Origin of the sequence: Labrenzia sp. R5_0 (assembly GCF_017743835.1) — a bacterium.
In the GTDB taxonomy this organism is placed as follows: Bacteria; Pseudomonadota; Alphaproteobacteria; order Rhizobiales; family Stappiaceae; genus Roseibium; species Roseibium algicola.
In genome coordinates this window covers 81,980-107,407 of the sequence record NZ_JAGHRK010000001.1, presented here as the reverse complement: position 1 = coordinate 107,407, position 25,428 = coordinate 81,980, and the positions used below count along the sequence as shown (strand labels likewise).

At 58.5% G+C, this 25,428-nt stretch carries 22 protein-coding genes; 6 read left to right on the top strand and 16 right to left on the bottom strand.

Annotated features, from left to right (window positions below; genetic code table 11):
* The first annotated feature begins 266 nt into the window (after positions 1 to 266).
* Complete coding sequence (locus tag J7447_RS00515) at positions 267 to 1,709, top strand: EAL domain-containing protein (RefSeq protein ID WP_023001942.1); 1,443 nt, start codon at positions 267 to 269, stop codon at positions 1,707 to 1,709.
* Between the two features lie 9 nt (positions 1,710 to 1,718).
* Here the strand turns inward: J7447_RS00515 and gltS are convergent, their stop codons facing one another.
* From gltS to J7447_RS00500, 3 genes are all read right to left on the bottom strand, one after another.
* Positions 1,719 to 2,939 carry a sodium/glutamate symporter gene (gltS, locus tag J7447_RS00510; protein WP_152504547.1) on the bottom strand — a complete coding sequence of 407 codons (1,221 nt, stop codon included), beginning with the start codon at positions 2,937 to 2,939 and terminating at the stop codon, positions 1,719 to 1,721.
* A gap of 82 nt (positions 2,940 to 3,021) precedes the next feature.
* Positions 3,022 to 4,968 carry a DUF2207 domain-containing protein gene (locus J7447_RS00505; protein ID WP_209168447.1) on the bottom strand — a complete coding sequence of 649 codons (1,947 nt, stop codon included), beginning with the start codon at positions 4,966 to 4,968 and terminating at the stop codon, positions 3,022 to 3,024.
* A 10-nt stretch (positions 4,969 to 4,978) separates the two neighbouring features.
* A complete protein-coding gene (locus tag J7447_RS00500) occupies positions 4,979 to 5,539 on the bottom strand; it encodes a LemA family protein (RefSeq protein ID WP_082444678.1) in 561 nt (186 codons plus the stop codon).
* 188 nt (positions 5,540 to 5,727) lie between these two features.
* Between J7447_RS00500 and J7447_RS00495 the strand changes: the two genes are divergently transcribed.
* The gene (locus J7447_RS00495; RefSeq protein ID WP_209168446.1) at positions 5,728 to 6,057 is read left to right on the top strand and encodes a hypothetical protein; all 330 of its coding nucleotides are present in this window, start codon (positions 5,728 to 5,730) and stop codon (positions 6,055 to 6,057) included.
* Positions 6,058 to 6,174: 117 nt separating this feature from the next.
* Here J7447_RS00495 and J7447_RS00490 read toward each other — a convergent pair whose 3' ends face one another.
* The gene (locus tag J7447_RS00490; protein WP_055657898.1) at positions 6,175 to 7,143 is read right to left on the bottom strand and encodes a glycine--tRNA ligase subunit alpha; all 969 of its coding nucleotides are present in this window, start codon (positions 7,141 to 7,143) and stop codon (positions 6,175 to 6,177) included.
* Between the two features lie 289 nt (positions 7,144 to 7,432).
* Between J7447_RS00490 and J7447_RS00485 the strand changes: the two genes are divergently transcribed.
* The gene (locus J7447_RS00485) at positions 7,433 to 8,824 is read left to right on the top strand and encodes an MATE family efflux transporter (RefSeq protein WP_209168445.1); all 1,392 of its coding nucleotides are present in this window, start codon (positions 7,433 to 7,435) and stop codon (positions 8,822 to 8,824) included.
* A gap of 53 nt (positions 8,825 to 8,877) precedes the next feature.
* Here J7447_RS00485 and J7447_RS00480 read toward each other — a convergent pair whose 3' ends face one another.
* The 4 genes from J7447_RS00480 to J7447_RS00465 all read right to left on the bottom strand — a co-directional run bounded on the left by J7447_RS00480 (position 8,878) and on the right by J7447_RS00465 (position 11,842).
* A complete protein-coding gene (locus J7447_RS00480; protein WP_023001949.1) occupies positions 8,878 to 9,063 on the bottom strand; it encodes a hypothetical protein in 186 nt (61 codons plus the stop codon).
* A 47-nt stretch (positions 9,064 to 9,110) separates the two neighbouring features.
* The gene (locus J7447_RS00475; RefSeq protein WP_031269710.1) at positions 9,111 to 9,968 is read right to left on the bottom strand and encodes a S49 family peptidase; all 858 of its coding nucleotides are present in this window, start codon (positions 9,966 to 9,968) and stop codon (positions 9,111 to 9,113) included.
* A gap of 118 nt (positions 9,969 to 10,086) precedes the next feature.
* On the bottom strand, positions 10,087 to 10,683 hold the full coding sequence (locus J7447_RS00470) for a PilZ domain-containing protein (RefSeq protein ID WP_161633266.1): 597 nt from the start codon (positions 10,681 to 10,683) through the stop codon (positions 10,087 to 10,089).
* A 199-nt stretch (positions 10,684 to 10,882) separates the two neighbouring features.
* A complete protein-coding gene (locus tag J7447_RS00465; RefSeq protein WP_209169349.1) occupies positions 10,883 to 11,842 on the bottom strand; it encodes a uracil-DNA glycosylase in 960 nt (319 codons plus the stop codon).
* A 381-nt stretch (positions 11,843 to 12,223) separates the two neighbouring features.
* Between J7447_RS00465 and J7447_RS00460 the strand changes: the two genes are divergently transcribed.
* Positions 12,224 to 13,900, top strand: a complete 1,677-nt coding sequence (locus J7447_RS00460; protein ID WP_023001953.1) for an electron transfer flavoprotein-ubiquinone oxidoreductase — start codon at positions 12,224 to 12,226, stop codon at positions 13,898 to 13,900.
* 861 nt (positions 13,901 to 14,761) lie between these two features.
* Here J7447_RS00460 and J7447_RS00455 read toward each other — a convergent pair.
* The 7 genes from J7447_RS00455 to J7447_RS00425 all read right to left on the bottom strand — a co-directional run bounded on the left by J7447_RS00455 (position 14,762) and on the right by J7447_RS00425 (position 22,672).
* On the bottom strand, positions 14,762 to 14,980 hold the full coding sequence (locus J7447_RS00455) for a hypothetical protein (protein ID WP_139314097.1): 219 nt from the start codon (positions 14,978 to 14,980) through the stop codon (positions 14,762 to 14,764).
* Positions 14,981 to 15,097: 117 nt separating this feature from the next.
* The gene (locus J7447_RS00450) at positions 15,098 to 16,402 is read right to left on the bottom strand and encodes a DEAD/DEAH box helicase (RefSeq protein WP_023001956.1); all 1,305 of its coding nucleotides are present in this window, start codon (positions 16,400 to 16,402) and stop codon (positions 15,098 to 15,100) included.
* A 332-nt stretch (positions 16,403 to 16,734) separates the two neighbouring features.
* A complete protein-coding gene (locus tag J7447_RS00445) occupies positions 16,735 to 17,859 on the bottom strand; it encodes a PQQ-dependent sugar dehydrogenase (protein ID WP_209168444.1) in 1,125 nt (374 codons plus the stop codon).
* Between the two features lie 71 nt (positions 17,860 to 17,930).
* Positions 17,931 to 18,278, bottom strand: a complete 348-nt coding sequence (locus J7447_RS00440) for a chorismate mutase (protein WP_031269713.1) — start codon at positions 18,276 to 18,278, stop codon at positions 17,931 to 17,933.
* Positions 18,279 to 18,359: 81 nt separating this feature from the next.
* Positions 18,360 to 20,654, bottom strand: a complete 2,295-nt coding sequence (locus J7447_RS00435) for an NADP-dependent malic enzyme (protein WP_023001959.1) — start codon at positions 20,652 to 20,654, stop codon at positions 18,360 to 18,362.
* A gap of 107 nt (positions 20,655 to 20,761) precedes the next feature.
* The gene (locus J7447_RS00430) at positions 20,762 to 21,418 is read right to left on the bottom strand and encodes a ceramidase domain-containing protein (protein WP_353653734.1); all 657 of its coding nucleotides are present in this window, start codon (positions 21,416 to 21,418) and stop codon (positions 20,762 to 20,764) included.
* A 27-nt stretch (positions 21,419 to 21,445) separates the two neighbouring features.
* A complete protein-coding gene (locus J7447_RS00425; RefSeq protein ID WP_209168443.1) occupies positions 21,446 to 22,672 on the bottom strand; it encodes a PLP-dependent aminotransferase family protein in 1,227 nt (408 codons plus the stop codon).
* Between the two features lie 187 nt (positions 22,673 to 22,859).
* Here J7447_RS00425 and moaB point away from each other — a divergent pair, with 187 nt between their 5' ends.
* Entirely contained in the window at positions 22,860 to 23,417 is a 558-nt protein-coding gene (gene moaB / locus J7447_RS00420; protein WP_168686163.1) for a molybdenum cofactor biosynthesis protein B, read from the top strand.
* A 53-nt stretch (positions 23,418 to 23,470) separates the two neighbouring features.
* On the opposite strand, the gene J7447_RS00415 is transcribed toward moaB, so the two are convergent.
* Positions 23,471 to 24,166: a glycosyltransferase gene (locus J7447_RS00415; RefSeq protein ID WP_209168442.1), complete on the bottom strand. Its 696-nt coding sequence runs from the start codon at positions 24,164 to 24,166 to the stop codon at positions 23,471 to 23,473.
* Positions 24,167 to 24,535: 369 nt separating this feature from the next.
* Between J7447_RS00415 and J7447_RS00410 the strand changes: the two genes are divergently transcribed.
* A complete protein-coding gene (locus J7447_RS00410; RefSeq protein WP_208984432.1) occupies positions 24,536 to 25,378 on the top strand; it encodes a transporter substrate-binding domain-containing protein in 843 nt (280 codons plus the stop codon).
* Positions 25,379 to 25,428: the final 50 nt, after the last annotated feature.

Genomic DNA, 25,428 nt, shown 5'->3' with positions numbered 1-25,428 from the left:
CGCTGAAGCGGACAACGGGCGGCCTGCCCATTTTGACGCCAGTCCGTCTGCTTTGTTTCACTCTTCTTCAAGGATTGCATGTGAAACTGCGCGACTTGTTAGCAGTTGTATGTATTGGGACCGACCTTGTGGCGAACCGGGAAGTTGCAGACAACAGATATATGACACGATCTATAGTTGCGTTACTTGCGATAGTTCTTGTCATTTTTACTGGGGTTAAGGTCCTTCCAGTACTTTTCCCGACCTACCAAATCCATAATTCGCAAATGACGTTCGACGTGGTCACCAGCCTCCTTCTGGGCATCGCCATCTTCAGTCTGGGATATGGCACGTGGGCAACGCGCCGTTTGCGCAAGGAGCTGAAGGCAAGATCCTCGGCTCATTCCGAAGCCCTGGCCCTTGCCCAGCACGACCCGCTGACCGGGCTTCCAAATCGCCGCCGACTGCTGGAGGCCTTTGCCGATCTGACCCGTGAGGTAAAGCCCGACTGCTTTCGTGCCGTAATGATGCTCGACCTCGACGGGTTCAAGCCGATCAACGACGTCTATGGTCATGCCTTTGGCGACAATCTGCTGCGAAGCTTTGCCGACCGTCTGGCCGAAACTCTCGGCAAGGAAGGCATTGTCGCCCGTCTCGGAGGGGACGAATTTGCCATCGTCTCCCCGGTGTTCAAGGACAAATCCGAGGCAGCCGGCTTCGCCAGGCGACTGTTGACGCGGATCAACGACCGTTTCGAGTTCGGCGACCGCCAGATTTCCATCGGCACAGGTATCGGCATCGCGCTTTATCCCCATGACGGCCACGCGGTCACCGAGCTATTGCGCCGGGCCGATATTGCCCTTTACCGGGCCAAATCCTCTGGGCGCTCGACCTACCGGTTCTTCGAGGTCGACATGGATGCCTCGATCCTGCATCGCACGCTACTGGAACAGCGTCTGCGCCGCGCTATTTCGGAACATGAGGTGAAGGCCTATTACCAGCCGATCCTGGATATGGATTCCGGCCGCATCGCAGGCTTCGAAGCCCTTGCGCGCTGGACCGATGCCGATTTCGGCAAGGTACCGCCGTTGCAGTTCATCCCGATTGCCGAAGACTGCGGCATCATCTCCGAGCTGACCCAGCATCTGCTGGAGGATGCCTGCAAGGTCGCCGCCACCTGGCCGGACGATCTCTACCTGTCCTTCAATCTGTCGCCGGTGCAGTTGCAGGATCCGGCCTTGCCGACCCAGATCAATGCCATCTTGAAGAAATTCGAATTTCCGCCCAGACGGCTGGTGCTGGAGATCACCGAAACGTCGCTGGTGAAGAACCCGGAATCGGCCAAACGCATCCTGACCGAGCTGACGGAAGCCGGCATTTCCATTGCGCTCGACGATTTCGGCGCAGGCCATTCCAGCCTGAGCTATCTGCGCGATTTCCCGATCAAGAAGGTCAAGATCGACAAGTCCTTCACCGAACGCATGCTGGAAGACAAGCAGTGTGCCGCCATCGTCGAGGCCATACTGGTCCTGTCCAAGGGTCTCGACATCGACGCTGTCGCGGAAGGGATTGAGGAAAGCGCGGTCCATGACGCGTTGAATTCCAACGGCTGTCACTACGGTCAGGGCTTCCTTTACGCCGCGGCCGTTACTTCAGACGAAGCCTGCAGCCTGCTGGAATCCCAGGTCGACGGACGGTTTCCCTTCAGCGAGAAGACAGACGCCGCCTGACCGCGCCCCTCATCCTCCGAGAAACAGAAGGATGATGACCGCATTGGCCAGATCGACGAAGAATGCGGACACGAGCGGCAGGATCAGGAATGCCTGGGTTGCCGGGCCAAAGTGTTTGGTGATTGCGGTCATGTTGGCAATGGCCGTCGGTGTCGCGCCCAGTGCAAACCCCGCAAAGCCCGCCCCCAGCACCGCCGCGTTGTAGTTACGGCCCATCAGCGGATAAAGCGCCAGGATGATGAAGGCGGCCGCAACGACGACCTGCGTGAAAAGAATGAGCAGCATCGGCCCCGCCAGTCCCGCAATGGTCCAGAGCTGCAGGCTCATGAGTGACATCGTCAGAAAGATGCCAAGTGCAAGGTCCGACAAGACCGCCAGGGACTTGGACCGGGCCGGCCAGGTCATTTTCGGAAAGACCAGCGGCACGGTGTTCGACAGCACGATGCCACAGAAGAGACAGCAGACGAAGACCGGCAGATCGAGGCCTATTCCCGCGCTCAAGGCTTCCTGAAGCGCGACGCCGAGGCCAATGGCGATGTTGAGAACCAGCAGCGAGCGCATCAGCCCGGTGTGGGTCACGCTCGTGTCTGCCTCTCGTTCCATCTCAAGGCCGATCATGGGGGCTTCTTCCGGGCGGTTCGGATCCGGTTTGCCACCCCGTTTTTCGATCAGGAACTTGCCCACCGGACCGCCAAGAAGGCTGGCGGCGATCAAGCCGAGCGTTGCCGTTGCAGCACCGATCTCGATCGCCCCTGGGACGCCATAGTCGGTGGCCAGCTTCGGCCCCCACGCAATTGCCGTGCCGTGGCCGCCAACCAGCGAAATGGTGCCTCCAAGAAGGCCGAACCCTGTGGGCAGACCCAGCGCCACCGCAATGCCCGAGCCGACCGCATTCTGCAGCAGCATGTAACAGACGGTGAGCATCAGCAGGATCAGGAGCGGCTTGCCGCCCTTGGCCAGGTCCGTGAAGCGGGCGTTCAAGCCGATTGCCGTGAAGAAGCAATACAGCAGGTAATCACGCGACTGCAGGGAGAACCCGATTTCCGTTCCAAGGCCGAGATAGACCACGAGGGACAGGAACGCGACAAGCAGGCCGCCTGAGACCGGTTCCGGAATGTTGAACCTGTCCAGAACCAGTATCTTCTTGTTCAGCCGCACGCCCAGGAAGTAGACGAGGATTGCCAGATTGAAGCTGACAAATTCCGTTAGCGTGATCGTTTCGCCGGCCATCCGCACCCCCGCTCCTGCTTGATGCTTCCACTATGCCGTTCGAAGCAGCTTGCGCAAGGCGGAGCTGACGATCCTCAGCTCGTTACCAGCCGCCGCCACCGCCACCGCCGCCACCGCCGCCGGAAAAGCCGCCGGAGGAACCCGACGATCCGGAGCTGGACGATTTGGGAGCTGGCAGAGACGACTGGAACGACCCGGCCATGGAACTTGCCGTCCGGCCGAGGCTGTCGGACACGTGCCGGGCATCGAAGTGATTGCCGGAGTACCAGCCCGGATGGTAGCTGGCAGCCGCGGCTGCCCCGGCAGCGGTAGTCAGCCAGGCTTCGAAGGCCTTGGCCCAGGGTTTTTCGACGCCAAGCGCAACGGCGTAAGGCAAAAGCTCCTCGAAATGATCGGTGCTCATATCCGGAAGCTTTTCCATGTTGAGCCGCTCCTTTTCCGCCACGCTCAGATACATCCGAAGACCCTCGATTTCATCGAGGGCCTGGCGGCCGATTGCCGTCGGCGCACCGATCAGGAAGAAGAACAGGATGTTGAGGGCAACCAGCGCCACCGCGATGAACGGCAGAACAGGCAAGGAATCCACACCGCCATTCACATGGAAAGCACCGAAGGCTGCCCCTGATATTGCGAGACCAAAGACTATGAAGATCAGCGCCATACGCAGTTTCATGCTGGCGAAGCGGAAGATGGCCCTCCCCAGATTGACCGAAATGACGGTCGCAAAAACGGAAAAGACCAGAAAGACGATGACGAACCCTTCCTGACCCGGCTGCAGTCCACCGAAAGCCAGCAGCGCGACAATGGTAACCAGGCTCAGTATGAACCCGGGAATGAGATAGCCCCTGTTCGCCCTGAAAAAGACGTTTCGGCTCTCCCGCTCGATAGCCGTCCGGAATTTTTTCCCCAGCGCCTGGATAGAAGTGCCGTTGTCCTTGTTGAGGGTCAATGGACTACCCCGTCCGCTTAGCCAGTCCTCAAGCGCAGCTTCGCCCTTGGGCAGCCCGAAGCCCGGGATCTGACCTTCCCGTACCTTCCGGTTCAGAACCAGAGTTGTATCGCCATCCGTCTCTTCAAGTCGCAAGCGTTTCTTGACCGCGAGGTTGAGGCAGGCTGCAGACAGGGCCACCCAGCCACCATCCCCGAACCCTCGGTTGACAATGTATTTGGCAAGAGCCGGCGAGATGCCGGAAGGCGGTGAAAACCTCGGGAAAACAACACCTTCAGAAGGATCCCGGCCAACCATCCACCAGGCTGCGAAATAATAAAGCAGCACCAGCAGCACCCCGGCTCCGCCGATCAGCTCCGATCTGTAGTCCTCGACGAAATACTCCAGCTGTTCGGCTTCCGTAGGCGCTGCAATTGCGCCTTTCGGAAGGCTGACGTTGATCGACAAGCCTTCGTAGGCCCCCAGAACCTCGGTTGTCCGGAAGATGACTTCAGAACCACCCTGGGCGCTTTGTGCCTCAAAGGCATTGCCGGTTTCGCCATAGCCGCCCGTATAGGCCGTCCATGCGCTGGCTTTCACCCCTTCCGGCAAAACGACCCGCGCAATGGCCTCATCAACGGGGAAGATCCATTCATTGCCTGTCACGTTCCAATAGACCTCGTCATGGTCTTCAAAGAAACGGATTTGCCGGTTGGTTTCATAGGTGAAGCTGTAGGTGTAATTGCCCGGAGACAGGAAGGTGTATTCATCCCCCACATAGATCCGCACACCCCGACTGTTCTCGTTGGTGTGGTAGGAGGCCGGGGCGCCGTCCTGCAGCACCGAGAGCAGCTTGAAGCCGGCCTTGTATATGCGCCCGTTTGCACCTTCCACCGCAAGCGGAATATCGCGGAAAATGCCCCGCTTGATCTGATCGCCTTCCGCACGAACGGTAATCGTCTCCGTGACCGTCAGCGTGCCATTGCTCGCAACGTCAATATCGGAAACGAACTTCAAGATGCGTTCGTCAGCTTGCGCGCAAAGTCCGGCAGTCAGCAGGACGAAGACGGCCAGGATGCCCGCAGAGACCCGGTTCAGCATTGCGCGCACCTCAGAACTGGACCTTGGGAACCGCGCGGTCAGCCTCGTCTTCGATTTCGAAGTACTCGGCCTTTTCGAACTTGAACTGGTTGGCAATCAGATTGGATGGGAAGCTCTCGACCGCAACATTCAGGTTCCGGACCGCGCCATTGTAATAACGGCGCGCCATCTGGATGGCGTTTTCGATCTCGTCCAGCGAATTGTGAAGGTCGGAAAAGTTCTGACTTGCCTTCAGGTCTGGATAGGCTTCCGCAACTGCAAACAGGCGGCCGAGAGCATGACTGAGTTCTCCCTCTGCCTTCGCACGGCCAGCAACGTCATCCTTCGGCACTGCCGAAACTTGCGCGCGCATGCTGGTCACGGCCTCGAGCGCTTCCTTTTCGTGCGAGGCGTAGCCTTTCACGGTCTCGACAAGGTTGGGAATGAGATTTGCCCGCCGCTTGAGCTGGACATCGATGCCGCTCCAGCCCTCCTCGACCATCTGCCGTTTCTTGACAAGTCCGTTGTAAAGAACGATCGCAAAAACAGATAGCGCAATCAGCGCTGCAAGAAAGAACCAGGACAAGACAATCACCTCCAGAAAATGTGTTCTGGAAGCTAACCGGGAGGTGCTGACTTGTCATCTTCTTCAAGCGACCGACGCCTGAATTGAGTCATTCTGTAATCTTCGACACAGGATTGCAGATAAGCTTGGGCGAGCTTGCCCGAAACGCCTGAACGAAAGGTCGGCCACCAATGTGCGTCTTGCAACTTTGCAGAATGATCCCGGTACTTGCGGTGCTGCTGTTGGTGCTGGCAACGCAAGAGGCCCATGCCTCGCTTGCTGACCAATATCGCTGTTCGAATGGCGATCTGGTCTTTCACGTCATCTTCTCCCCACAGGAACCAGGGCCCGCGACGCTTTCCGGACCTGTCGGCGGAAAGGCGCATACGCAAGTCCTGCTTGACCCGGTACCGGGCGCTTCGGGAGAAAGTTTCGAGCGGGGAAACACCCGGTTTTCCGGCAATCGACAGGCAAGCCACCTGGACATCGGCGACATGCGCCTCGCCTGTGAACTGGAGCCCGAGCCGGGCTCGGAACCCGAGTGAGCCGTCGCAGGTTGCTGGTAGCGGGCAAATGAACAGCCGGATGTTGCCTGACGAAAACGGGGCCAACCTGGCCCCGCATTCGATTGATCAAAAAAATCCGCTTCAAGCCGGAATGCGTTATTCCGCAGCCTGGTTGTGATAGCCGACACCGCCGGCTTCCGTTTCCAGGAAGGCAGCGCCGCAGGCCTTGGCCAGTTCGCGGACACGCAGGATATAGCTCTGTCGCTCGGTCACGGAGATGACGCCGCGCGCGTCGAGCAGGTTGAAGGCATGGCTGGCCTTGATGCACTGGTCATAGGCCGGCAGCACCACCTGATGGACATTGGCACCGGCAGCTTCACGCGCTTTCGCACCGGCTTCCAGCAGTGAACGGCATTCCGCTTCGGCATCCTTGAAATGGCGGAACAGCATTTCGGTGTCCGCGTGCTCGAAATTGTGCCGCGAGTATTCCTGCTCGGCCTGCAGGAAAACATCGCCATAGGTGACCTTGGCATCGCCTTCCATGCCGTTGTAGTTGAGGTCATAGACGTTATCGACGCCCTGTATGTACATCGCCAGGCGCTCAAGGCCGTAGGTCAGCTCGCCGGAGACGGGCGAGCATTCAAAGCCTGCCACCTGCTGGAAATAGGTGAACTGCGAGACTTCCATGCCATCGCACCAGCATTCCCAGCCGAGGCCCCAGGCCCCCAGGGTCGGGCTTTCCCAGTCGTCTTCCACAAAGCGGATATCGTGCAGCTTCGGGTCAAGGCCGATCGCGTAGAGCGAATTCAGATAGAGCTCCTGAAGGTTTGCCGGTGACGGCTTCAGGATCACCTGGAACTGGTAGTAGTGCTGCAGACGGTTCGGGTTCTCACCATAACGGCCGTCGGTCGGGCGGCGCGACGGCTGCACATAGGCAGCCCGCCACGGACGCGGGCCGAGTGAACGCAGCGTGGTCGCCGGGTGGAACGTACCGGCGCCGACTTCCATGTCGTAAGGCTGAAGCACAACACAGCCCTGGTCGGCCCAGTAGCGCTGCAGGGTCAGGATCAGGCCTTGAAAGGAGTTTTCCGGCCGCATGTGCGCCGGCAGGGTTTCAGTCGACATGAAGATGTTCCGCGAATATGGCTGTGCCCGGCGTGCACGTATCGCCGGTTTGGGCGACAGGTGCCACGATGTCGGGGCAAGGTCAAGGCGAAGCGGGCGTGGCGGTTTCAGATTGACGGAGCGCCGGCACCAAGGTATCCCTCGCACCGGCTTCAGAATGCCTGCCGCTCGCGGACGACAGTCACGGTGAAATTCTGGTCTTCAAGACTTTCTGTTCCCCACGCATTTCGCGCTGGTGGCAATGCGAGCCCCTCCTTCCCGATCGAAATGCCCATTGATGGAGAACGGAATGTCTTCCGACATATCCCGGCCCAACGCCTATACGCATGGGCCAATCCTTCCGACCCTGGCCAGAACCGCCTTGCCCATCATCCTGGTGATGAGCATGAACGGGTTGCTGACCGTGGTCGATGCCATATTCCTCGGCCTTTTCGTCGGGCCGGATGCCCTCAGCGCGGTCACGCTGATGTTTCCTGCCTATATGCTGCTTGCGGCGTTGGCGACACTTGTTGCCAGCGGCATGTCCAGCGTGCTTGCCCGCAAACTTGGAGCCGGCCTTCGTGCCGATGCCGAAGCGGTTTTTGCCGGCGCCCACGGCCTGGCACTTGCCATCGCTGGCATCGTGATCGCCCTCTTCCTGGGTGTAGGTGACGGCCTCACCCGGGCCGCCGCTGACGGTTCGGCGGAGATTGCCGGTATGAGCCATACCTACATGGCCATCACGGTTGCCTTCACACCATTGATGTTCGTGCTGTCGGTAAATGCTGACGCGCTGCGCAACGAAGGCCTCGCGGTGGTAATGGCGGGCTTCAGCCTGCTTGTTTCGCTGGCCAACATCGCCTTCGATTATCTGCTGATCGCGGTTTACGATTACGGTGTTGCCGGTAGTGCGGCCGGAACCGTGCTGGCACAGGCTCTGGCGCTTGCAATCATGCTGGGTCTGAGACTGAGCGGGAAAACGGAATTGTCACCGTCCGCGCTCCTGCGATATCCGCTGACATCTTTCTGGCGCGATATCCTGATGCTTGGTGCACCTCAGAGCCTGAGCTTCATCGGCATCGCGCTGGGCTCCGCCGCAACCATTGCCGCACTGCAGACGGCCGGTGCCAGCGGATATGAGGCAACGGTCGCCGCATTCGGGATCGTTACCCGGGTCATGACCTTCTGCTATTTGCCTCTCCTGGGCCTTGCCCAGGCGCTACAGTCCATGGTCGGAAACAATTTCGGGGCAGGTCTGTGGCATCGCTCGGACAGCACCTTGCGGGCTGGCCTGGTTGTGGCCCTTGTCTACTGCGGCCTTGCGGAACTCGTGCTCACGCTGTTCTCACACCAGGTCGGTTTCGCATTTGTCGATGATCCAGGCGTGGCGGCGGAAGTCGGCCGGATCCTTCCGGTGATAATGGCGCTCTACTTTGTCGCGGGGCCGCTGTTCATGGTTGCGACCTACTTTCAGGCGCTCGGAGATGCGGCTCGGGCAGCTCTGCTGAGCCTCGCCAAACCCTATGCGTTCTTTCTGCCGCTGGTGTTCCTGATGCCGGTCTATTTCGGAGAGGGCGGCATCTGGCTGTCCAGTCCGCTGGCGGAACTGATGCTGCTGGTGGTGACGCTGGTCCTGCTCGGGATTACCGCGCGCACCGGGACAGCGCGCTGGGGGCTTTTCCGGGCGGTACCGGCAAATTGAAGCCGCTGAAACAAAGCACCTGACGGCGGGCGGGCAAACTGCCCGCCGTTGCGTCAGGCTTGCGGACGGTACTTGCCGCTGACCGGGTCAAGCACAAGCTTGGCGCCGCGGCCATTGGGATCGGCTTTTGCAGCTGCCCTGGAAATCTGGTTTTCAACCTCGGCCATCTTGCGCTTCACGCGCTGCACGATCCAGTAACCTCCCACGGCCAATGCGGCGACGCCTATCAATTCGGTCATGTCTTTTCCCCTTGCTCACCCGATTTTCACACAGGCATTGTGCCTTTTTAAAGGCCGTAGCGCATCCACATTGCCCGTTCCTCGACAGAGGAGATCAACTCCTCGCCGACCCCGTCCAGCAGTCGGCCTTTTGCAAGGCCGACACCAAGCCCGGCCTTGCGGCCAAAAAGGCCACGCGGTGCCGAAATCAATTTCGGCTCGGCCTTGTCACCATACCGGTCCTTGATCACTTCGCGCAGGTCGCCGATCGCGTCGACCAACCCAAGCTGAACACCGGTGCGCCCGGTCCAGAACTTGCCCGTGAAAAGATCCGGATCATCTGCGAGCACGTCACCGCGACGCGATTTCACCATGTCGATGAAGGTCTCGTGGATCTCGAGCTGCAGGCTCTTGATGTATTCGATGTCTTCCGGCACTTCCGGCTGGAAGGGATCGAGCGTCACCTTCTTTTCACCTGCGGTATAAACGCGCCGGTCAACGCCGATTTTCTTGATCATCTCCGTGAACCCGAACCCGGCTGCAACCACACCGATCGAGCCGACGATGGATGACGGATCGACAAAGATCTCGTCCCCTGCGAGCGCAATCATGTAACCGCCGCTGGCAGCCACATCCTCAACGAAAACCAGAACGTCCTTCTCGTTCTCCTTGGCCAGATCCCTGATCCGCTTGAAGATGAGCCTCGACTGAACAGGCGAGCCACCCGGCGAATTGACCACCAGGGCCACCGCCGGTGCTTTCTTCATCGAGAAGGCTTTTTCCAGGGGGATGGACGCGGTCGCCAGGGACAATCCGGACTTCAGCGGCCCACCGCCACCGATTGCCCCATGCAGGCGCACGACCGGAATGACAGGCTTATCGTTTCGAAAGGGTTTGGGAAGAAACCGGCGAAGGGATGAAATCACGCGCAATAGGCCCTGAAAGAGTTCACAAACTCCATCCGATATATGTACGCAAAGCCCGCTTGCAAAGACTCCAGGCCGTCAAAACCTTGTCGCACGGTTTAACGCGCCCAAGCGCTGTTCAACCACCGAAAGCGCTGATCTTCTTTTTGCGCTTGCGTTTCGGCTTTTCGTCTTCTTCTTTCATGCGCTCCAGAACGTCTTCCGGTTTGGGCTTGGGCGACGCTTCGAACGGCCAGGTGAGCCTGACACCGGCCTGGTTGTTCTTGCGCCAGACAATTTCTGCACTGATCGGCAGATCGAGACCGGGAATGGAGACCTCGATGTCATCGGGAAGTCGATCCAGCTTGTCGCCTTCCAGCCGGCATCCGGACCTGCTGGCATCAACGATCCGACATCTCATTGTTGCCGGATTGGTCTTGCCGCAAACGATTGCCGTGATCCAGACTTGCCGCCGGATCTCGCGACGTTTTTCGCCTGACGCCTCTCGTTTGGTCTGAAAAGAAATTTGCGCTTGCTGATCGCCAAAGGCAATCACGGTCCCGCGGACCAGTTTGTCGAACCCGGCAAGGCGCAAGCCCACCTCCTCCTTGAGGAGGTCAACCCTGTCGGACGCAATCCAACAGCCGTTCTCTGTCAGATCATAGGCCGTTGCTTCGAAACACGACATGTCCGCCAAGTCGACGACGAGCGCCGAAATGCATTTGTCTGCATCCATCGTCATGACCGGTTGTTAAAATCACCCAGAGCGTTACACACTCAATGTTACAACCTGTAGTCTGAAATCCAAGTTAACGCAAGGTCACTTTTGATCTGAAAAAGAAGGATTTCCCTGCACGTTTCGAACAACCTGCCCGACAAGGTCGAGAAAACGAAGAAACGTCTGGATGATTGCAGGAAACCATGCAGTCCGAAGGCTATTGCGCTGCTTTTTCTGCCAGCTTCTGCTTGATCGCCAGAAAGTCACGCCAGGACAATCGCTTCTCAAGCGGACTGCGTAAAAGATACGCCGGATGATAAGTGGCGATAGCCGAGATTTCCCTGCCCTTGCAGGGATATGTCATCCAGCGCCCGCGCATCTTGCGGATGCCGTCCTGTACCCCGAGCAGGGTCTTGGCGGATGCCGCACCGAGAAAGACGAGCACGTCCGGGTTGACCAGTTCGATCTGGCGCAGAATGAACGGCTTGCAGATCTCGGTTTCCTGCGGTGTCGGTGTCCGGTTGCCAGGTGGCCGCCAGGGAACCACGTTGGCGATATAGGCCGACGAGCGATCCAGACCGATCGCACCCAGCATTCTGTCCAGCAATTGGCCGGAACGGCCAACAAAAGGCAGGCCTTGAAGATCCTCGTCGCGGCCCGGCGCCTCGCCGACAAACATCAGCTTCGCCTGTGGATTGCCGTCGGCAAACACAAGCTTCTTGGCGGTCAGCTTGAGGTTGCAGCCGTCGAAACCGCCTAGGCAATTGCGCAGTTCCTCGAGAGTCGGGGCAGATGCCGCCAGATCCCGAGCTGCGGCGATTATCTCCCTGTCGGGCAAGACCGGCGCTTGCCCCGCAACTGCGGGCGGCACGGAAATCGCCTGGGGAGCAACGGGAGCTGCTGGAACCGGAGAGCCTGTCTGCCCCTGGAAATTGCCTGCCGGGGCCTGTTGCCGGGGCTGCTGAGCATGCGTGGGGGCTGCCGCATGCTGACCGGCCAGCGCACGCTGCGCTGCTTGGGCACGCGTAAGCGCTACCCAATCGACGGGTTCGTCCTGAAGAAAACAATCGACACCCGCACCGGCATAAAAATCCAGCAGGGCTTCAAGGTGTCTCGGGTCGTTCGGGATCTGTTGCAAGAGGCTGCCTCCGGCGCGGAGTTTAACCGCCCCGATCATTTCTACAAGCATGCAGCGCCAGACCACCTTCAATCCGGCCGGTTTTCCAAAGCCTGTGCACATTTTCGAAACTGTCGGGAATACACTCGAATTACGTTTACGTAAACGTTAACTAAGCACTTGACGCCCTGCGCCTGCTTTGGTCTATCTGATGCCCAACTGAAGGAATAGCGGCGAAATTTCGCAATTGCCGATGAAAAATGTCGTGTTTTGCGCTGCAAAATGGGGCAAATAGGCGGTAAGGGCTAATAGGCGCTGCTTCCGAACGGACGCAGGTAAGTTGCTCTAACAATTGGGCATCAGCCGTTATCCATACGCTGGTTCACTTGATTTGAGCACCTGGCGGCGCAGAAGTTGCCCTTTGGGCGGAGGGAGAAAAAGATGAGCGAACAAGAAGCGCTTGGCGAACGCGAAAGCATGGATGTGGATGTTGTGATCGTAGGCGCAGGGCCCGCCGGTCTTGCAGCTGCGATCCGGCTGAAACAGATCGCCAACGACAAGGGCGAAGAGCTGAGCGTTGTCGTACTGGAAAAAGGGTCCGAGGTCGGCGCGCATATTCTCTCCGGCGCCGTGATTGATCCGATCGCTCTCGACAAGCTGCTTCCGGAATGGCGCGAAGAAGACACGCCGATCAAGACGGCGGTTACCGACGACCACTTCCTCGTGCTGGGGCCGGCAGGTTCCATGCGGTTGCCGAACATGTTCATGCCGAAACTCATGAACAACCACGGCAATTACATCGTCTCGCTTGGCAATGTCTGCCGCTGGCTGGCCGAAAAGGCTGAAGCGCTCGGCGTTGAAATCTACCCGGGCTTTGCAGCTGCCGAGATCCTCTATGACGACAATGGCAACGTGGTTGGTGTTGCGACGGGCGACATGGGCATCGGCCGGGATGGCAAACCCAATGCCATGTTCACGCGCGGCATGGAGCTGCGCGGCAAATACACCCTGATCGGTGAAGGCGCACGTGGCTCTCTGGCCAAGCAACTGATCGAGAAATTCGACCTCGACAAGGACAGCGACGTGCCGAAATTCGGCATCGGCATCAAGGAGCTGTGGCAGATCGACCCGGAGAAGCACCGGCTTGGCCTGGTACAGCATTCCTTCGGCTGGCCGCTTGACGGCAAGACCGGTGGCGGCTCGTTCCTCTATCACCTGGAAGACAACCAGGTCGCTGTCGGCTTCGTGGTTCACCTCAACTACGAGAATCCCTGGCTGTCGCCCTTTGACGAGTTCCAGCGTTTCAAGACGCACCCGGCGATCCGTGACACCTTCGAAGGCGGCAAGCGCATTTCCTATGGTGCCCGTGCCATTACCGAAGGCGGTTTCCAGTCCGTGCCGAAACTCTCGTTCCCCGGCGGTCTGCTGATGGGTTGTTCCGCAGGCTTCGTCAACGTGCCGCGGATCAAGGGCTCCCACAATGCCATGCTGTCCGGCATGCTGGCGGCAGAAGAAGTCATGGCCGCAATCGGCCGCGGCGAAGCACACAACGAGCTGGCCAATTACGACACAGCCTGGCGCGAAAGCCCGATCGGCAAGGATCTCTGGCGCGTGCGCAACGCAAAGCCGCTGTGGTCCAAATTCGGCACCGCTATCGGTGTTGCCCTCGGCGGTCTCGACATGTGGACCAACGAGCTGTTCGGCTTCTCCTTCTTCGGCACCATGAAACACGGCAAGAAGGACGCCGACACCCTGAAACCGGCCAAGGACTGCAAGAAGATCGACTATCCGAAGCCGGATGGTGTCGTTTCCTTCGACAAGCTGTCTTCGGTGTTCCTCTCCAACACCAACCACGAAGAGGATCAGCCGATCCATCTGAAGGTGAAGGACGAGGCACTGCAGAAGCGCTCGGAACACGATGTCTTCGCCGGTCCGTCCAACCGCTATTGCCCGGCTGGCGTATACGAGTGGATCGAGGAAGGCGAAGATGCGCCGCGGTTCCAGATCAATGCGCAGAACTGCGTCCACTGCAAGACCTGCGACATCAAGGACCCGAACGGCAACATCAACTGGACCGTTCCGGAAGGTTCCGGTGGTCCGAACTATCCGAACATGTAAGGTTCGCTGCCAAACTGGAAAACATTGAAAGCCACGGGGAAACCCGTGGTTTTTTTGTGCCTTGAAAAAACGAACAGCACCGGAAAGGAAGCCTTCCCGGTGCTGCAGTCTTGCGGCCGATGGGTCGTAATCAGGCTGGCGTATGTGGGGGTCCAGCCTGTTGCGGTTGTCAAACACACGGACAAGGCCGAGTGGACATGCCACTCCGCTTGCTGCCGCGTGGTTGCCCGCGCCACAAGTTCGTACCCGTATTAACAACGGGCAATTCTTATGAGGTCGTTGGTCCCGATGGAGCCAGCGTGCACATTTATCCCAGAGATGATCTGGATTTTTTTCGGGTTTCGATTTGTTTAATTCTGTTAACCAAAACCGTGATGGCGCCGGAATAAACTCCCCCTACGGCAAGGTCAAATAAATAATGAGACGAATAAAAACTTGTTATGACTCCAAAAGACAAAATTATACCAACTGGTCAAAAAATGCCGGGAATACGCCTCAACTGAAAACACGGAGCCTGGAAAATAAGGGTTGTCCGAAAATACCGATCAATACATCGCGATATTTGACAGTATAACTATTGCCGGTTTTTTCCGTTTACAAACAAGGCGATAAGGAACTTATCGACCTTCAGAGGGTCTATAAATTTTTTCTATATAACAATAAATTAAGAAAATGAATTAGCCAATTCTTTGAAATCTAAGCGTTTATTTCAACTACTCAACCATCAACTCCATCTGAGGTTGTTCGTCAAATCCATCGCCATTTCACCAAAAACAAACTAACTAGCTGATATTACTGATAAATATATTTATCCACATACCAAATAGCGACCAGCTGGTTGTGATTGCAGTCTCGCGTTGGTTAATTTACTTTTACTTTCACGGGGCAAATTTGTAGCAAATCACCAAGATCTTGGTGACTTTCTACAAGTTCTTCGCGGAGTTCCCGCGGTTTTCCCGAAAGCTTAACGAGATCGAGCCGCGCAAGCGGTTGGATACCTTGTGGACAGGAAGACAGCAGGGTCATAACCAGCCGGCGGCGGTTCTGGTTCGGATCAGGCGGTTCATCCACCAAATTCATTCAGTACTGTTTCAACAGTTCTGAAACCCATCGACCACAAGGTTCGGCACCGGGAAGGCCACTTCCCGGTGCAATTTTTTTCACATCACCATGAACTGCGACGTAACCCGTCAGTCTTCAGGCTGCATCTCTGCGTGTGTTCTGACGACGGCGACGCGGAGGACGACGGTTTTCGGACGCGTTGTCGTTGGCGCCGGAGGACGACTGCTTGCGGAACGGCTTCTTGCCGCCCGGCTTGCTGTTGCCATTCCGGTTTCCGCCGCGCTTTGCGCGCCCGGCAGCCGCGGACATCGGCGGAATTTCACCACCGGCAACCGTGATATCGATACCGATCAGCTTCTCGATCTGGCGGAAGAGACCGATTTCCTCCGGAGCACACAGGGCAATCGCCTCACCTTCCGCACCGGCGCGGGCCGTACGGCCGATTCGGTGAACGTAGGCTTCTGCAACTTCCGGCAGCTCGAAGTTATAAACGTGGCTGACACCCGGAATATCAATGCCGCGAGCGGCAACATCGGTTGCCACAAGCACGTTGATGGTGCCTTCCCGCAGATCCTTGATCGCGCGGTCACGCTGGTTCTGGCTCTTGTTGCCATGGATCGAGCCAGCGGAAATTCCGGAATGCGCCAGCTTGCGCATCAGCCGTTCCGCGCCGTGCTTGGTGCGGCAGAACACCAGCGACAGCCCGTCCGGCTTGTCACGAAGCTGATCGACCAGGAAGTCGCCCTTGTCGTTCTTGTCCATGAAATGAACCGACTGGGTAACCTTGTCAGCGGTCTTGCCGGCCGGAGCAACTTCGACCCTCTCCGGGTTGCGCAGATAGGACTGTGCCAGCTCGTTGATCTGCTTCGGCATGGTCGCGGAGAACAGCAAGGTCTGGCGCTTGTCGGCCACCAGGCCCGCGATCCGGCGCAGGGCATGAATGAAGCCCAGATCGAGCATCTGGTCAGCTTCATCGAGCACCAGGTAGGAAGCGGTGCGCAGGTCGATCGCTTCACGATCTACCAGGTCCAGCAGCCGGCCCGGTGTTGCCACCAGAATGTCGGTGCCCTTTGAGAGCCGCTTGATCTGGCCGTTGATGGACACACCACCGACAACGGAGGAAACCCGCAGCGGCGTATGCTTCAGGAAGGAAATCAGGTTCTTTGCGATCTGGTTCACCAGTTCGCGGGTCGGGGCCAGAATCAGCGCCCGTGTGCCCTTGGGAACGGCTCTTTTCTTCTCCAGGAGAAGCCGGTCGATCAACGGCAGGCCGAAAGCAGCCGTCTTGCCCGTACCCGTCTGTGCCAGACCCATGAGGTCCCGGCCTTCCAGGATCAACGGGATGGCTTTTTGCTGGATCGGTGTCGGAGCGTCATAGCCGTTTTCGGTAACGGCAGTCACAAGGCCATTGGAGAGTCCCAGGCTTTGAAAGTCGGTCAATATAAAATCCTTGGTTCAAGCGAAACAAACGCTTGTTAAGCCGCACGTCATTGACGGTGCGACTTGAAGTTGGAATGCGGCACAGCCGGCAGCCATCGCTACCCGGTCTCTCTGCCGCCAGACCCTCGCGTGAAATGGGAACTGGTTGAACCCCTCATTGGGTTCTTGAAGTGGCAACCCTCTTGCGACTGCCCGCCAAGAAACTTCTCTTGTCCGGGGCGCACTCTCTGCTCACGCGGCAGCGGTTGCAGTGCGGTATATCGTCGGGAACGGCCCTAATGTCAAGCAAAGAAGCCGCAAAAGCGCTTACAGCTCAAAAAGTTCGGCCTGCCTCAAGGTTGCAGCCGCAGCAACCGGCCATCGTCGCTGTCTGTCAGTACATAGACGTAGCCATCGGGGCCCTGCCGGACATCGCGTATCCGCTCGCCAAGATCCGTCAGCAGCTTTTCCTCGCCGACAACGGTTCCGCCGTCGAGGTCAACACGGGCAAGGTGTTGTCCAGCCAGCGCACCGACCAGCATGTCGCCCTTCCAGTCTGGATATCGGTCGCTGGTTACAAAGGCCATGCCGGACGGAGCGATGGAGGGATCCCAATAGTGAACCGGCTGTTCCATGCCTTCCTTCGACGTGCCTTGACCGATGGTTGCCCCCGAGTAATGGCGTCCGTAGGAAATCACCGGCCAGCCATAGTTCTTTCCGGCTTCGGGAATATTGATTTCGTCGCCGCCTCGTGCCCCGTGTTCAACTGTCCACAATACGCCGGTTTCAGGATGGATCGCAGCCGACTGCGGATTGCGATGACCATAGGACCAAATTTCCGGCTTGTAGCCTTCCTGCCCGATAAAGGGATTGCCCGGAGCAGGTTGACCGTCCCTCGTCAGACGCAACACGGACCCGGCGTGGTCCGAGGTATCCTGAGCACGCTCACCGTCTCCCCGCTCACCGACGGTCATGAACAAGGTGCCATCGGGCGCAAAAACGAGGCGTGATCCGAAGTGGCGGCCTCCGTAAGCCTTGTTGTTGCCGGAAAAGATCGTCTCGCCATCTTCCAGCGCGAAGCCTCCCTCAAAGGCACCGGTAAGCTTCGCCCGGAACAGGGATGTGCCGGCGCCCTCCGCCGATCCCTGGGAATAGGACAGAAAGACCGTCCGGTCGGTGGCAAAGTCCGGGCTGAGCGCCACGTCCAGCAGACCACCCTGTCCTTGGGCAAAGACTTCCGGAACGCCGGTAACTTCGCTCTGCCTGCCGGATGCATCAATGTGCTTCACAGTCCCGTCGCGTTCCGTCACCAGGTAGCCCTCCTCCGGAAGGAAAGCGACGCTCCATGGGTAGGACAATCCCGCGGCAACGGTTTCCAGCTGAACCCCGGACTGGGCTAGAGCGGCAGGGACAATCGGCAGGACGAGCGCTGCGGCCATTGCGGCCACGCCTGGAAGAAGATGCGAATTCAGGGTCATTGGGGCTCCACGGACGATCCATACTCCCTGATAAGTAGGAGCCTGAACGGTCTGGAAAACCCGGCACGGTGCTAAAAATCGGAGCCCGGTTTCGTCGGCCCGTCCTGCAGCCCCTCGAGCCGTGCGGCGATCGTTCGCTTCTCGAAGGCCACGTTCCAGTCGATCAGCGTCCGCCAGACCGCTTCCGCCTGCGCGCCTTCCAGCCCCAATTCTTCCGCCCGGTCTTTCAGTGCAGCCACCATTGTTTCAATCCTCTGGTGATCAAAGGCCTCATCAGGATGCTGTTTCAGGTCCGCCATCCGCCGGACATAGCCCTGGCGACGGGCAAAGAGCTGCAGGAGTTCTTCGTCAAGCGCATCAATTGCGGTGCGGATATCCGTTTTGCTGACGCAGTCGGCTGGCTGTTTCACAAGGGTCATGGCAGGCCGTTTAAAAAATGGAAAAGCGGACCGGTTGTACCGGTCCGCCTTGTTCAACAGAAGGCGCGATTTGAAGCAGGACTAGCCGGCGGACCGGGTCTGTGCCTCGACGCTGGCAAGTGCCGACATGTTCACCACGCCGCGCGACGTGACAGACGGTGTCAGGATATGCGCGGGCTTGGCCGTGCCCAGAAGGATCGGTCCGACATGAAGCGCCTGGGTCGAAACTTTCAGAAGGTTATGGGCAATGTTGGCCGCATCCAGGTTCGGGAACAGAAGCAGGTTGGCCTCTCCCTTCAACTTGCTGCCCGGCATCACCCGCTCGCGCAGCTCCACGCTGAGCGCGCTGTCGCCGTGCATTTCGCCATCGACTTCCAGTTCCGGGTAACGCTTCCAGATCATCTCCAGCGCTTCGCGCATCTTGCGCGAGGACGCCGTGTCGCGAGAACCAAAGTTGGAAAGCGACAGCAGGGCGATCTTCGGTTCGATACCGAAGCGCCGGATTTCCTCAGCCGCGAGGTTTGCCATTTCGGAGATCTCTTCGGCGGTCGGGTCTTCCGTCACGAAGGTATCCGACAGGAATATCGCCCCTTGCGAGTTGATCAGCAGCGACATGGCCGAAAGGTCCCTGGCCGTCTCGCAAACGCCGATCACCTGCTTGATGTCCCGCAGATGGCGGATGAACCGGCCTTCCAGACCGCAAATGACCGCATCGGCATCGCCGCGGCGCACCGCAAGGGCGGAAATCACCGTGGTGTTGGTGCGCACGACCGTCCGCGCCGCGTTGGGCGGCATGCCTTTGCGGCCGACACACTCGAAATATTCGTCGACATATTCACGGTAGCGCGGATCGTCCTGCGGGTTGACGAACTCGAAATCGACATCGGGACGAATGCGCAGGCCAAAGCGTTCGCAGCGTTGCTGCAGAACATCCGGACGGCCAACCAGGATCGGCTTGGCGATATTGTCCTCGATCAGCACCTGAGCGGCACGAAGAACACGTTCGTCCTCGCCTTCGGCATAAATGATCCGCTGCGGGTCCTTGCTGGCGTTCTGGATGATCGGCTTCATGATGAGGCCGGACCGGAAGACAAAACGGTTCAGCCGGTCCAGATAGGCTGTAAAATCCTCGATCGGGCGCGTGGCGACACCTGTTGCCATGGCCGCCTTGGCAACAGCCGGTGCAATGCGCAGGATCAGGCGCTGATCAAACGGCGAAGGGATCAGGTAGTTCGGTCCGAAGGTTTCGGTCTTGCCGCCGTAGGCACGGGCTGCAACGTCGGACGGTTCCTCGCGCGCAAGGCCGGCAATTGCCTCCACGGCGGCCCGCTTCATTTCCTCGTTGATGGTGGTCGCCCCGACGTCGAGCGCGCCCCGGAAGATGTAGGGGAAGCACAGGACGTTGTTGACCTGGTTCGGGTAGTCGGACCGTCCGGTACACATGACCACGTCGTCACGGACAGCCTTGGCGTCCTCCGGCATGATTTCCGGGTTGGGGTTGGCGAGCGCCAGGATCAGCGGGCCCTTGCCCATCTTTTCCACCATGCCCGGCTTCAGCACGCCGGCAGCGGACAGCCCCAGGAAGACATCGGCGCCGTCGATTACCTGATCGAGCGACCTCAAATCCGTCTTCTGGGCAAAGACCGCCTTCCATTCGTCCATCAGCGCCTCGCGGCCTTCATAGACGACGCCTTCAATGTCGGTAACCCAGATGTTCTCCCGCTTCGCCCCCAGCGAGACGAGCATGTTGAGGCAGGCAAGCGCAGCCGCGCCCGCACCGGACGCCACAATCTTGGCTTCCTCGATCTTCTTGCCGGCAAGGTCCAGACCGTTGCGAACCGCGGCACCGACGATGATCGCCGTGCCATGCTGATCGTCATGAAAGACCGGGATCTTCATACGTTCCCGGAGCTTCGATTCAATCATGAAGCATTCGGGTGCCTTGATGTCTTCCAGGTTGATACCGCCAAAGGTCGGCTCCAGAACCGAAACCGCATCAACGAATTTTTCAACGTCGGTCTGGGCCACCTCGATATCGAAGACGTCGATGCCGGCGAATTTCTTGAAGAGAACCGCCTTGCCTTCCATCACCGGCTTGGATGCCAGCGGACCGATGTTGCCGAGGCCGAGCACTGCCGTGCCGTTTGAGATGACGGCGACCAGATTGCCGCGCGAGGTGTAATTGGCTGCCAGTGCCGGATTGTCGGCAATCGCAAGGCACGGCGCGGCCACGCCGGGTGAATAGGCCAGTGCCAGATCGCGCTGGTTGCCCAGCGGCTTGATTGCCTGGATCTCCAGTTTTCCCGGGCGCGGATGCTCGTGATAGAACAGGGCCGCTTCGGTCAGATCACTTCCGGTCTTGCTGCTGTCGCTCATGACGGTCCCTGTCTCCTGCCTCTTCCCTAAGGTCATATTGTTTTTCTGCAAAGCTCTGCGGCCTGTCCGCAAGGATGATCTGCAATTTCGTGAATACTCTGTGTGATTTAACCGGCGCGCTGCCTGATGAGAACCCGTAATAGCAAAAACAGTACGACCCCGTTCAGGATATGCCACAGGAAATGCGTGCCAATGGCAAGTTGATCGCAAACCGGGCCGTCCAGCGTCCGGAATGTCAGTGAAACGGCAAAGACGACACCTGTCAGCAACACCTCACGCCCGAGCCGCGCATTCTTACGAAGAAACAGTGCCCCCACCACGAAGATCGCCAGCAGCGCAGGCACATAGCCTGCTGATGAGCCGACCAGCGGTGCGACCGCGCGCCCGGCAAAGGGCGTGACTGCGAAAAACACGATAACGATGCCTAGCGCCGCCCACCAGGACAGACCCAGAAACCGGTTCAGCGCCGCAAAGAGATAGACATGGATAAACAGCGCGATCGGGATGACATCGGCAAGGCTCGCCCAACGTGTCGCGAAGGTGTGAAACAGGAACGATCCCAGGCCGGTCACGAAGACGATGCCGATCAGGACAAGGGCAAAGAGATCGTCCGGTGTCTTGCGGCGCCAGAGCATGTATCCGGCAATGGCCGCAATCAGGAAAGCCGCATTGGTGAGCGCATTGAGCGGCTCGGACCAGAACTCCGGCCCGATCCGCTCACAATAATTGTCCAGCTTGTCGGTCAGCGCCATCGGCTCCAACATCCGCCCCTGCTTCTTCCCTCGAAGGACTTACAACTTGGACGTGACAGTTTCGGTAATCAAGCGGCCAAGCCTTGAAATACCTTCTTCGATTTTCTGATAGTCGTTGCAGGAGAAGCTGAGCCGGAGGGTGTTCGCCCCGGTGCCATCCGGATGGAACGCACGGCCGGGAACGAAGGCGACGCGCACCGTTTCAATGGAGGTTTCCAGCAGAGTTGCCGCGTCCATACCTTCGGGCAGGGTCATCCAAATGAACATGCCCCCATCCGGACGGGTCCAGCTGACACCAGCTGGCATGTGTCGCTCAAGCGCGGCCAGCATTGCATCGCGCCGGGACTTGTAGACCGCATTCGTCTTTGCCGTATGCTCTTCAAAGACATTTTCGGCGACCCGGGCCATGGCTTCCTGGTTGAGCACCGGCGAATTCAGGTCACTCGCCTGCTTGATCAGAACCAGCCTGGAGATGACTTCAGCCGACGCACAGATCCAGCCGAGGCGTAATCCCGGTGAGAGCGACTTGGAAAAGCTGCCGCAGTATAGTGTGCGGGCGTTGTTGATGCCCCCCGAGGCTTCGCAATCAAGCGCCAGCATCGGTGGCAACGGTTCGCCGTCATAGCGCAGCGCCTCATAGGGCGAATCCTCGATGACTGCACAGGAGAGTTCTCCGGCCAGTGCCAAAAGGCGTTGTCGCTCGGCCAGATCCACCGTCAGGCCCGTGGGGTTGGCGAAATCGGGAGAAAGGTAAGCGAACTTGATCCGTCCGCCCTTTTCGCGCGCGGTTGCCGCATAATCTTCCGCAGGGCGGTTGGCTCCAGGGTCAAGCCGGTCGTAACCGGGCTCATAGGCATTGAAAGCCTGCAATGCGCCCAGATAGGTCGGCCACTGCACCAATGCGGTATCGCCTTCCGTCAGGAACAGTTTGCCGATGTAATCGAGCCCCTGCTGAGACCCGGATGTGACGAGAATATTTTCCGGCCCGCACTCGACGCCAAGGCGGCGCATGTGGTTGACGATCCAGTTGCGCAGGCGGGCGCTGCCTTCGCTCATGCCGTATTGCAGTGCGCGGCCCGCGTCCGGACCTGCCAGAATTTCCTGATAGGCTGCCTTGAACGCTTCGGCGGGGAACAGAGCCTGGTCGGGAATGCCGCCGGCGAAGTTGATCACATCCGGCTGGTCCAGCAGTTTCAGGAGTTCACGGATTTCCGAAGCGCGCATGCGGCTGGCGCGTCGGGCGTATAGGCTTTCCCAGGTTGTCATTGTTGGCTCGTTGCATTTTTGGATTGGTTATTTAAGTCAATAATACTGACCTAACTTTTTTGCAAGTGTCTCAATCTTGTTATTTTTTGTAATTTTATTTCAATATCAAAATGCCGCGACAGTTTGCTTGCTGCCTCTGGAAGCCATTGCGGCTATTGCCTATGTCTGGAGAGCAAAGGAGTTCGCCATGTCCCGTCTCGATGAAACCCGTCCGTTCATTCCGCTCAACATTGCTGTGCTGACGGTATCGGACACGCGCAAGCTGGCAGAAGACCGCTCCGGCAATACGCTGGTGGACCGGATCGAAAAGGCAGGACATACGCTTGCGGACAGGCAGATCGTCACCGACGACGTTCCGGCCATTCAGGCGGTCGTCAAAAGCTGGATCAATGACAAGGGCGTGGATGTGATCGTCTCGACCGGCGGCACCGGCTTTACCGGCCGTGACGTGACGCCGGAGGCTATGGAGCCTCTGTTCGAAAAACGCATGGACGGCTTTTCGGAGGTCTTTCACCGGATCTCCTACGACAAGATCGGCACCTCCACGATCCAGTCCCGTGCGACCGGCGGCGTTGCCGGGGCGACTTATATTTTCGTGCTCCCCGGTTCCCCGGGCGCCTGCAAGGACGCTTGGGACGGTATCCTGAAATGGCAGCTGGACTATCGTCACATGCCCTGCAATTTCGTGGAGATCATGCCCAGGCTGGACGAGCACCTGAAGCGCGGCAAGCTGCGGGAGGCGTGAGCGCCACCACACCGAAGAAGAGCGTATCCGCCCAGAACCGTGCAGTGCCTTGTTCAGCCGTGCAGCTTGACGGCAACACTCGCTGGAATGCGCAGGGTACCGACGCAAAAGCGTGCGAAAGCCTGGCGGAACCTGGAAAACAGCCCTTCCCGCTCGGCTTCACCCGAAGAGACCGCGGCAGCCCGCAGGAACACCATCCGCCCACGTCCGATACGCTTGGCGATATCGAGATCTTCCAGCTCCGGCAACGGCCGATGGCCGCCGAGCTTCTGATAAAACTGCCTGGAGATCAGCAGGCCCTGGTTACCGTAAGGCATGCCAAGCAGTTGGGATCGCAAGGCTGCAAAAGACTCGCTTACCCGCGCACTGAGCCCGAAAGCCTCATAGCGAAGGCGGAAGCTTGCGGCGGTCCGTGGACCGTTGGAGGCACGGGCTGCCCGCTCGATGAAGGCCTGGGCCTCATGATGCCAGCCGCTTTCCAGAAGCGTTTCCGGCCGCAGGAACAATAGCCAGTCGCCCCGGCTCGCCATGGAGGCGCCATAGGCAAGGCGTTCGCTGCGGGAAGCATTGCCCCGGCTGATCCAGACACACCCGGCCGCGTCGGCAACCTTCTCGGTATTGTCCGACGAACCACCATCGACCACGATAACTTCGCGGATAACGCCCTCTGCAGCTGCCGGCACCAGGGCCGAAAGCGCGTGAACGAGCTCGGTTTCGGAATTTCTTGTCGCAATGATGACGCTGATCATGATCTCAAGTTTTACATGATTTTTTTCAAAGTGCGAGTGTCGCCGACGAAGCGGGAGCTGTTTTTTTGTTGGGGTTCTTAACAAACTCCAATAATCGGCCACCAACCTTCGCGATATATATCGCCGGGTAATGTCTACTTTGGTTGCATGAAAAGAAAAGACCGGGCGAAAGCTGTAGCAGTACCTCTTTCACATTTGTCATAGGGCCGTGAAAAGTTGCTCCAGTGTGAAACCGATCGGTATCCATTTGACGGTTTTCAGGAAAATAGCCCCTCTCCGGCAAATGGAAGTGCCGGATTTCATGTTATCTTAAGAGTGCATACCAAAGCTGAAAGCTCTTACTTCGACCAGAACCCAAGCGATCGCGCCATGACGACACCCGATCAAAAGCCAACTTCAGGCGCAGGATACCTGACGCAGACGCTCGGCCGAATTTTCATGGGGCTCGCCGGGTTTGTTCTGTCCCTGGCTTTGCTGGCCGGGACAGCATCGGCCCGAGACCTCGTGGTGCTGGCAACCCCGGAAGAGCCATACAAGTTTCTTGAAGACGGGGTGTACAAGGGTATCGACGTCGAAGTTCTCGATGAAGTCATGCGCCGTCTCGGCCTTTCCTATTCGCTGGAACTGGTCGAATCCGGAACCCGCATCCAACAGGAAGCGCGCGCCGGACGGGCGGACATGCTGCTATTGTTTTCCAAGAAGCCGGACCGGATGGAGTACCTGAACTATCCAGACGAAAGCTACATCGACATCAGCTGGAGCTTCTTCATCCGCGCCGAAGATGCCGGGACAATCCGTTTCGAAGGCTACGACGATCTGAAGGGGCTGCAGATCGGTATCACGCAGGATTTCGCCTATACGCCGGAGTTCCTCAACGCCGGCCTCGATTTTCAGACGGTCGCCAGTAACAATCTCCAGATCGGCATGCTGCTGGCAAAGCGTGTGGACGCCGTTCCCATGAACACCATCAGCACGCTCTACGAGGAAAAGAAGGCCGGGAGGCTGGACCAGTTGGCGACGTTACCGCTGCCGCTGATAACGAAGCCCTACTACAACGTCTTTGCCAAAGCCTCGACCTACCCGGACATCAAAAGCCTTCCCGGACGCTACGACGAAACCATTCGCGAGATGCAGTCCGACGGGACGCTGGATGCGATCCTGATCAAATACCTTGGTCGCCGGCCAGGTCACGATGATCGTGGCGGTTCCTGAATTCCGTCCTGGTCTGCAGTCCACCATCTTTTGAAGGTCAAAACCCACAA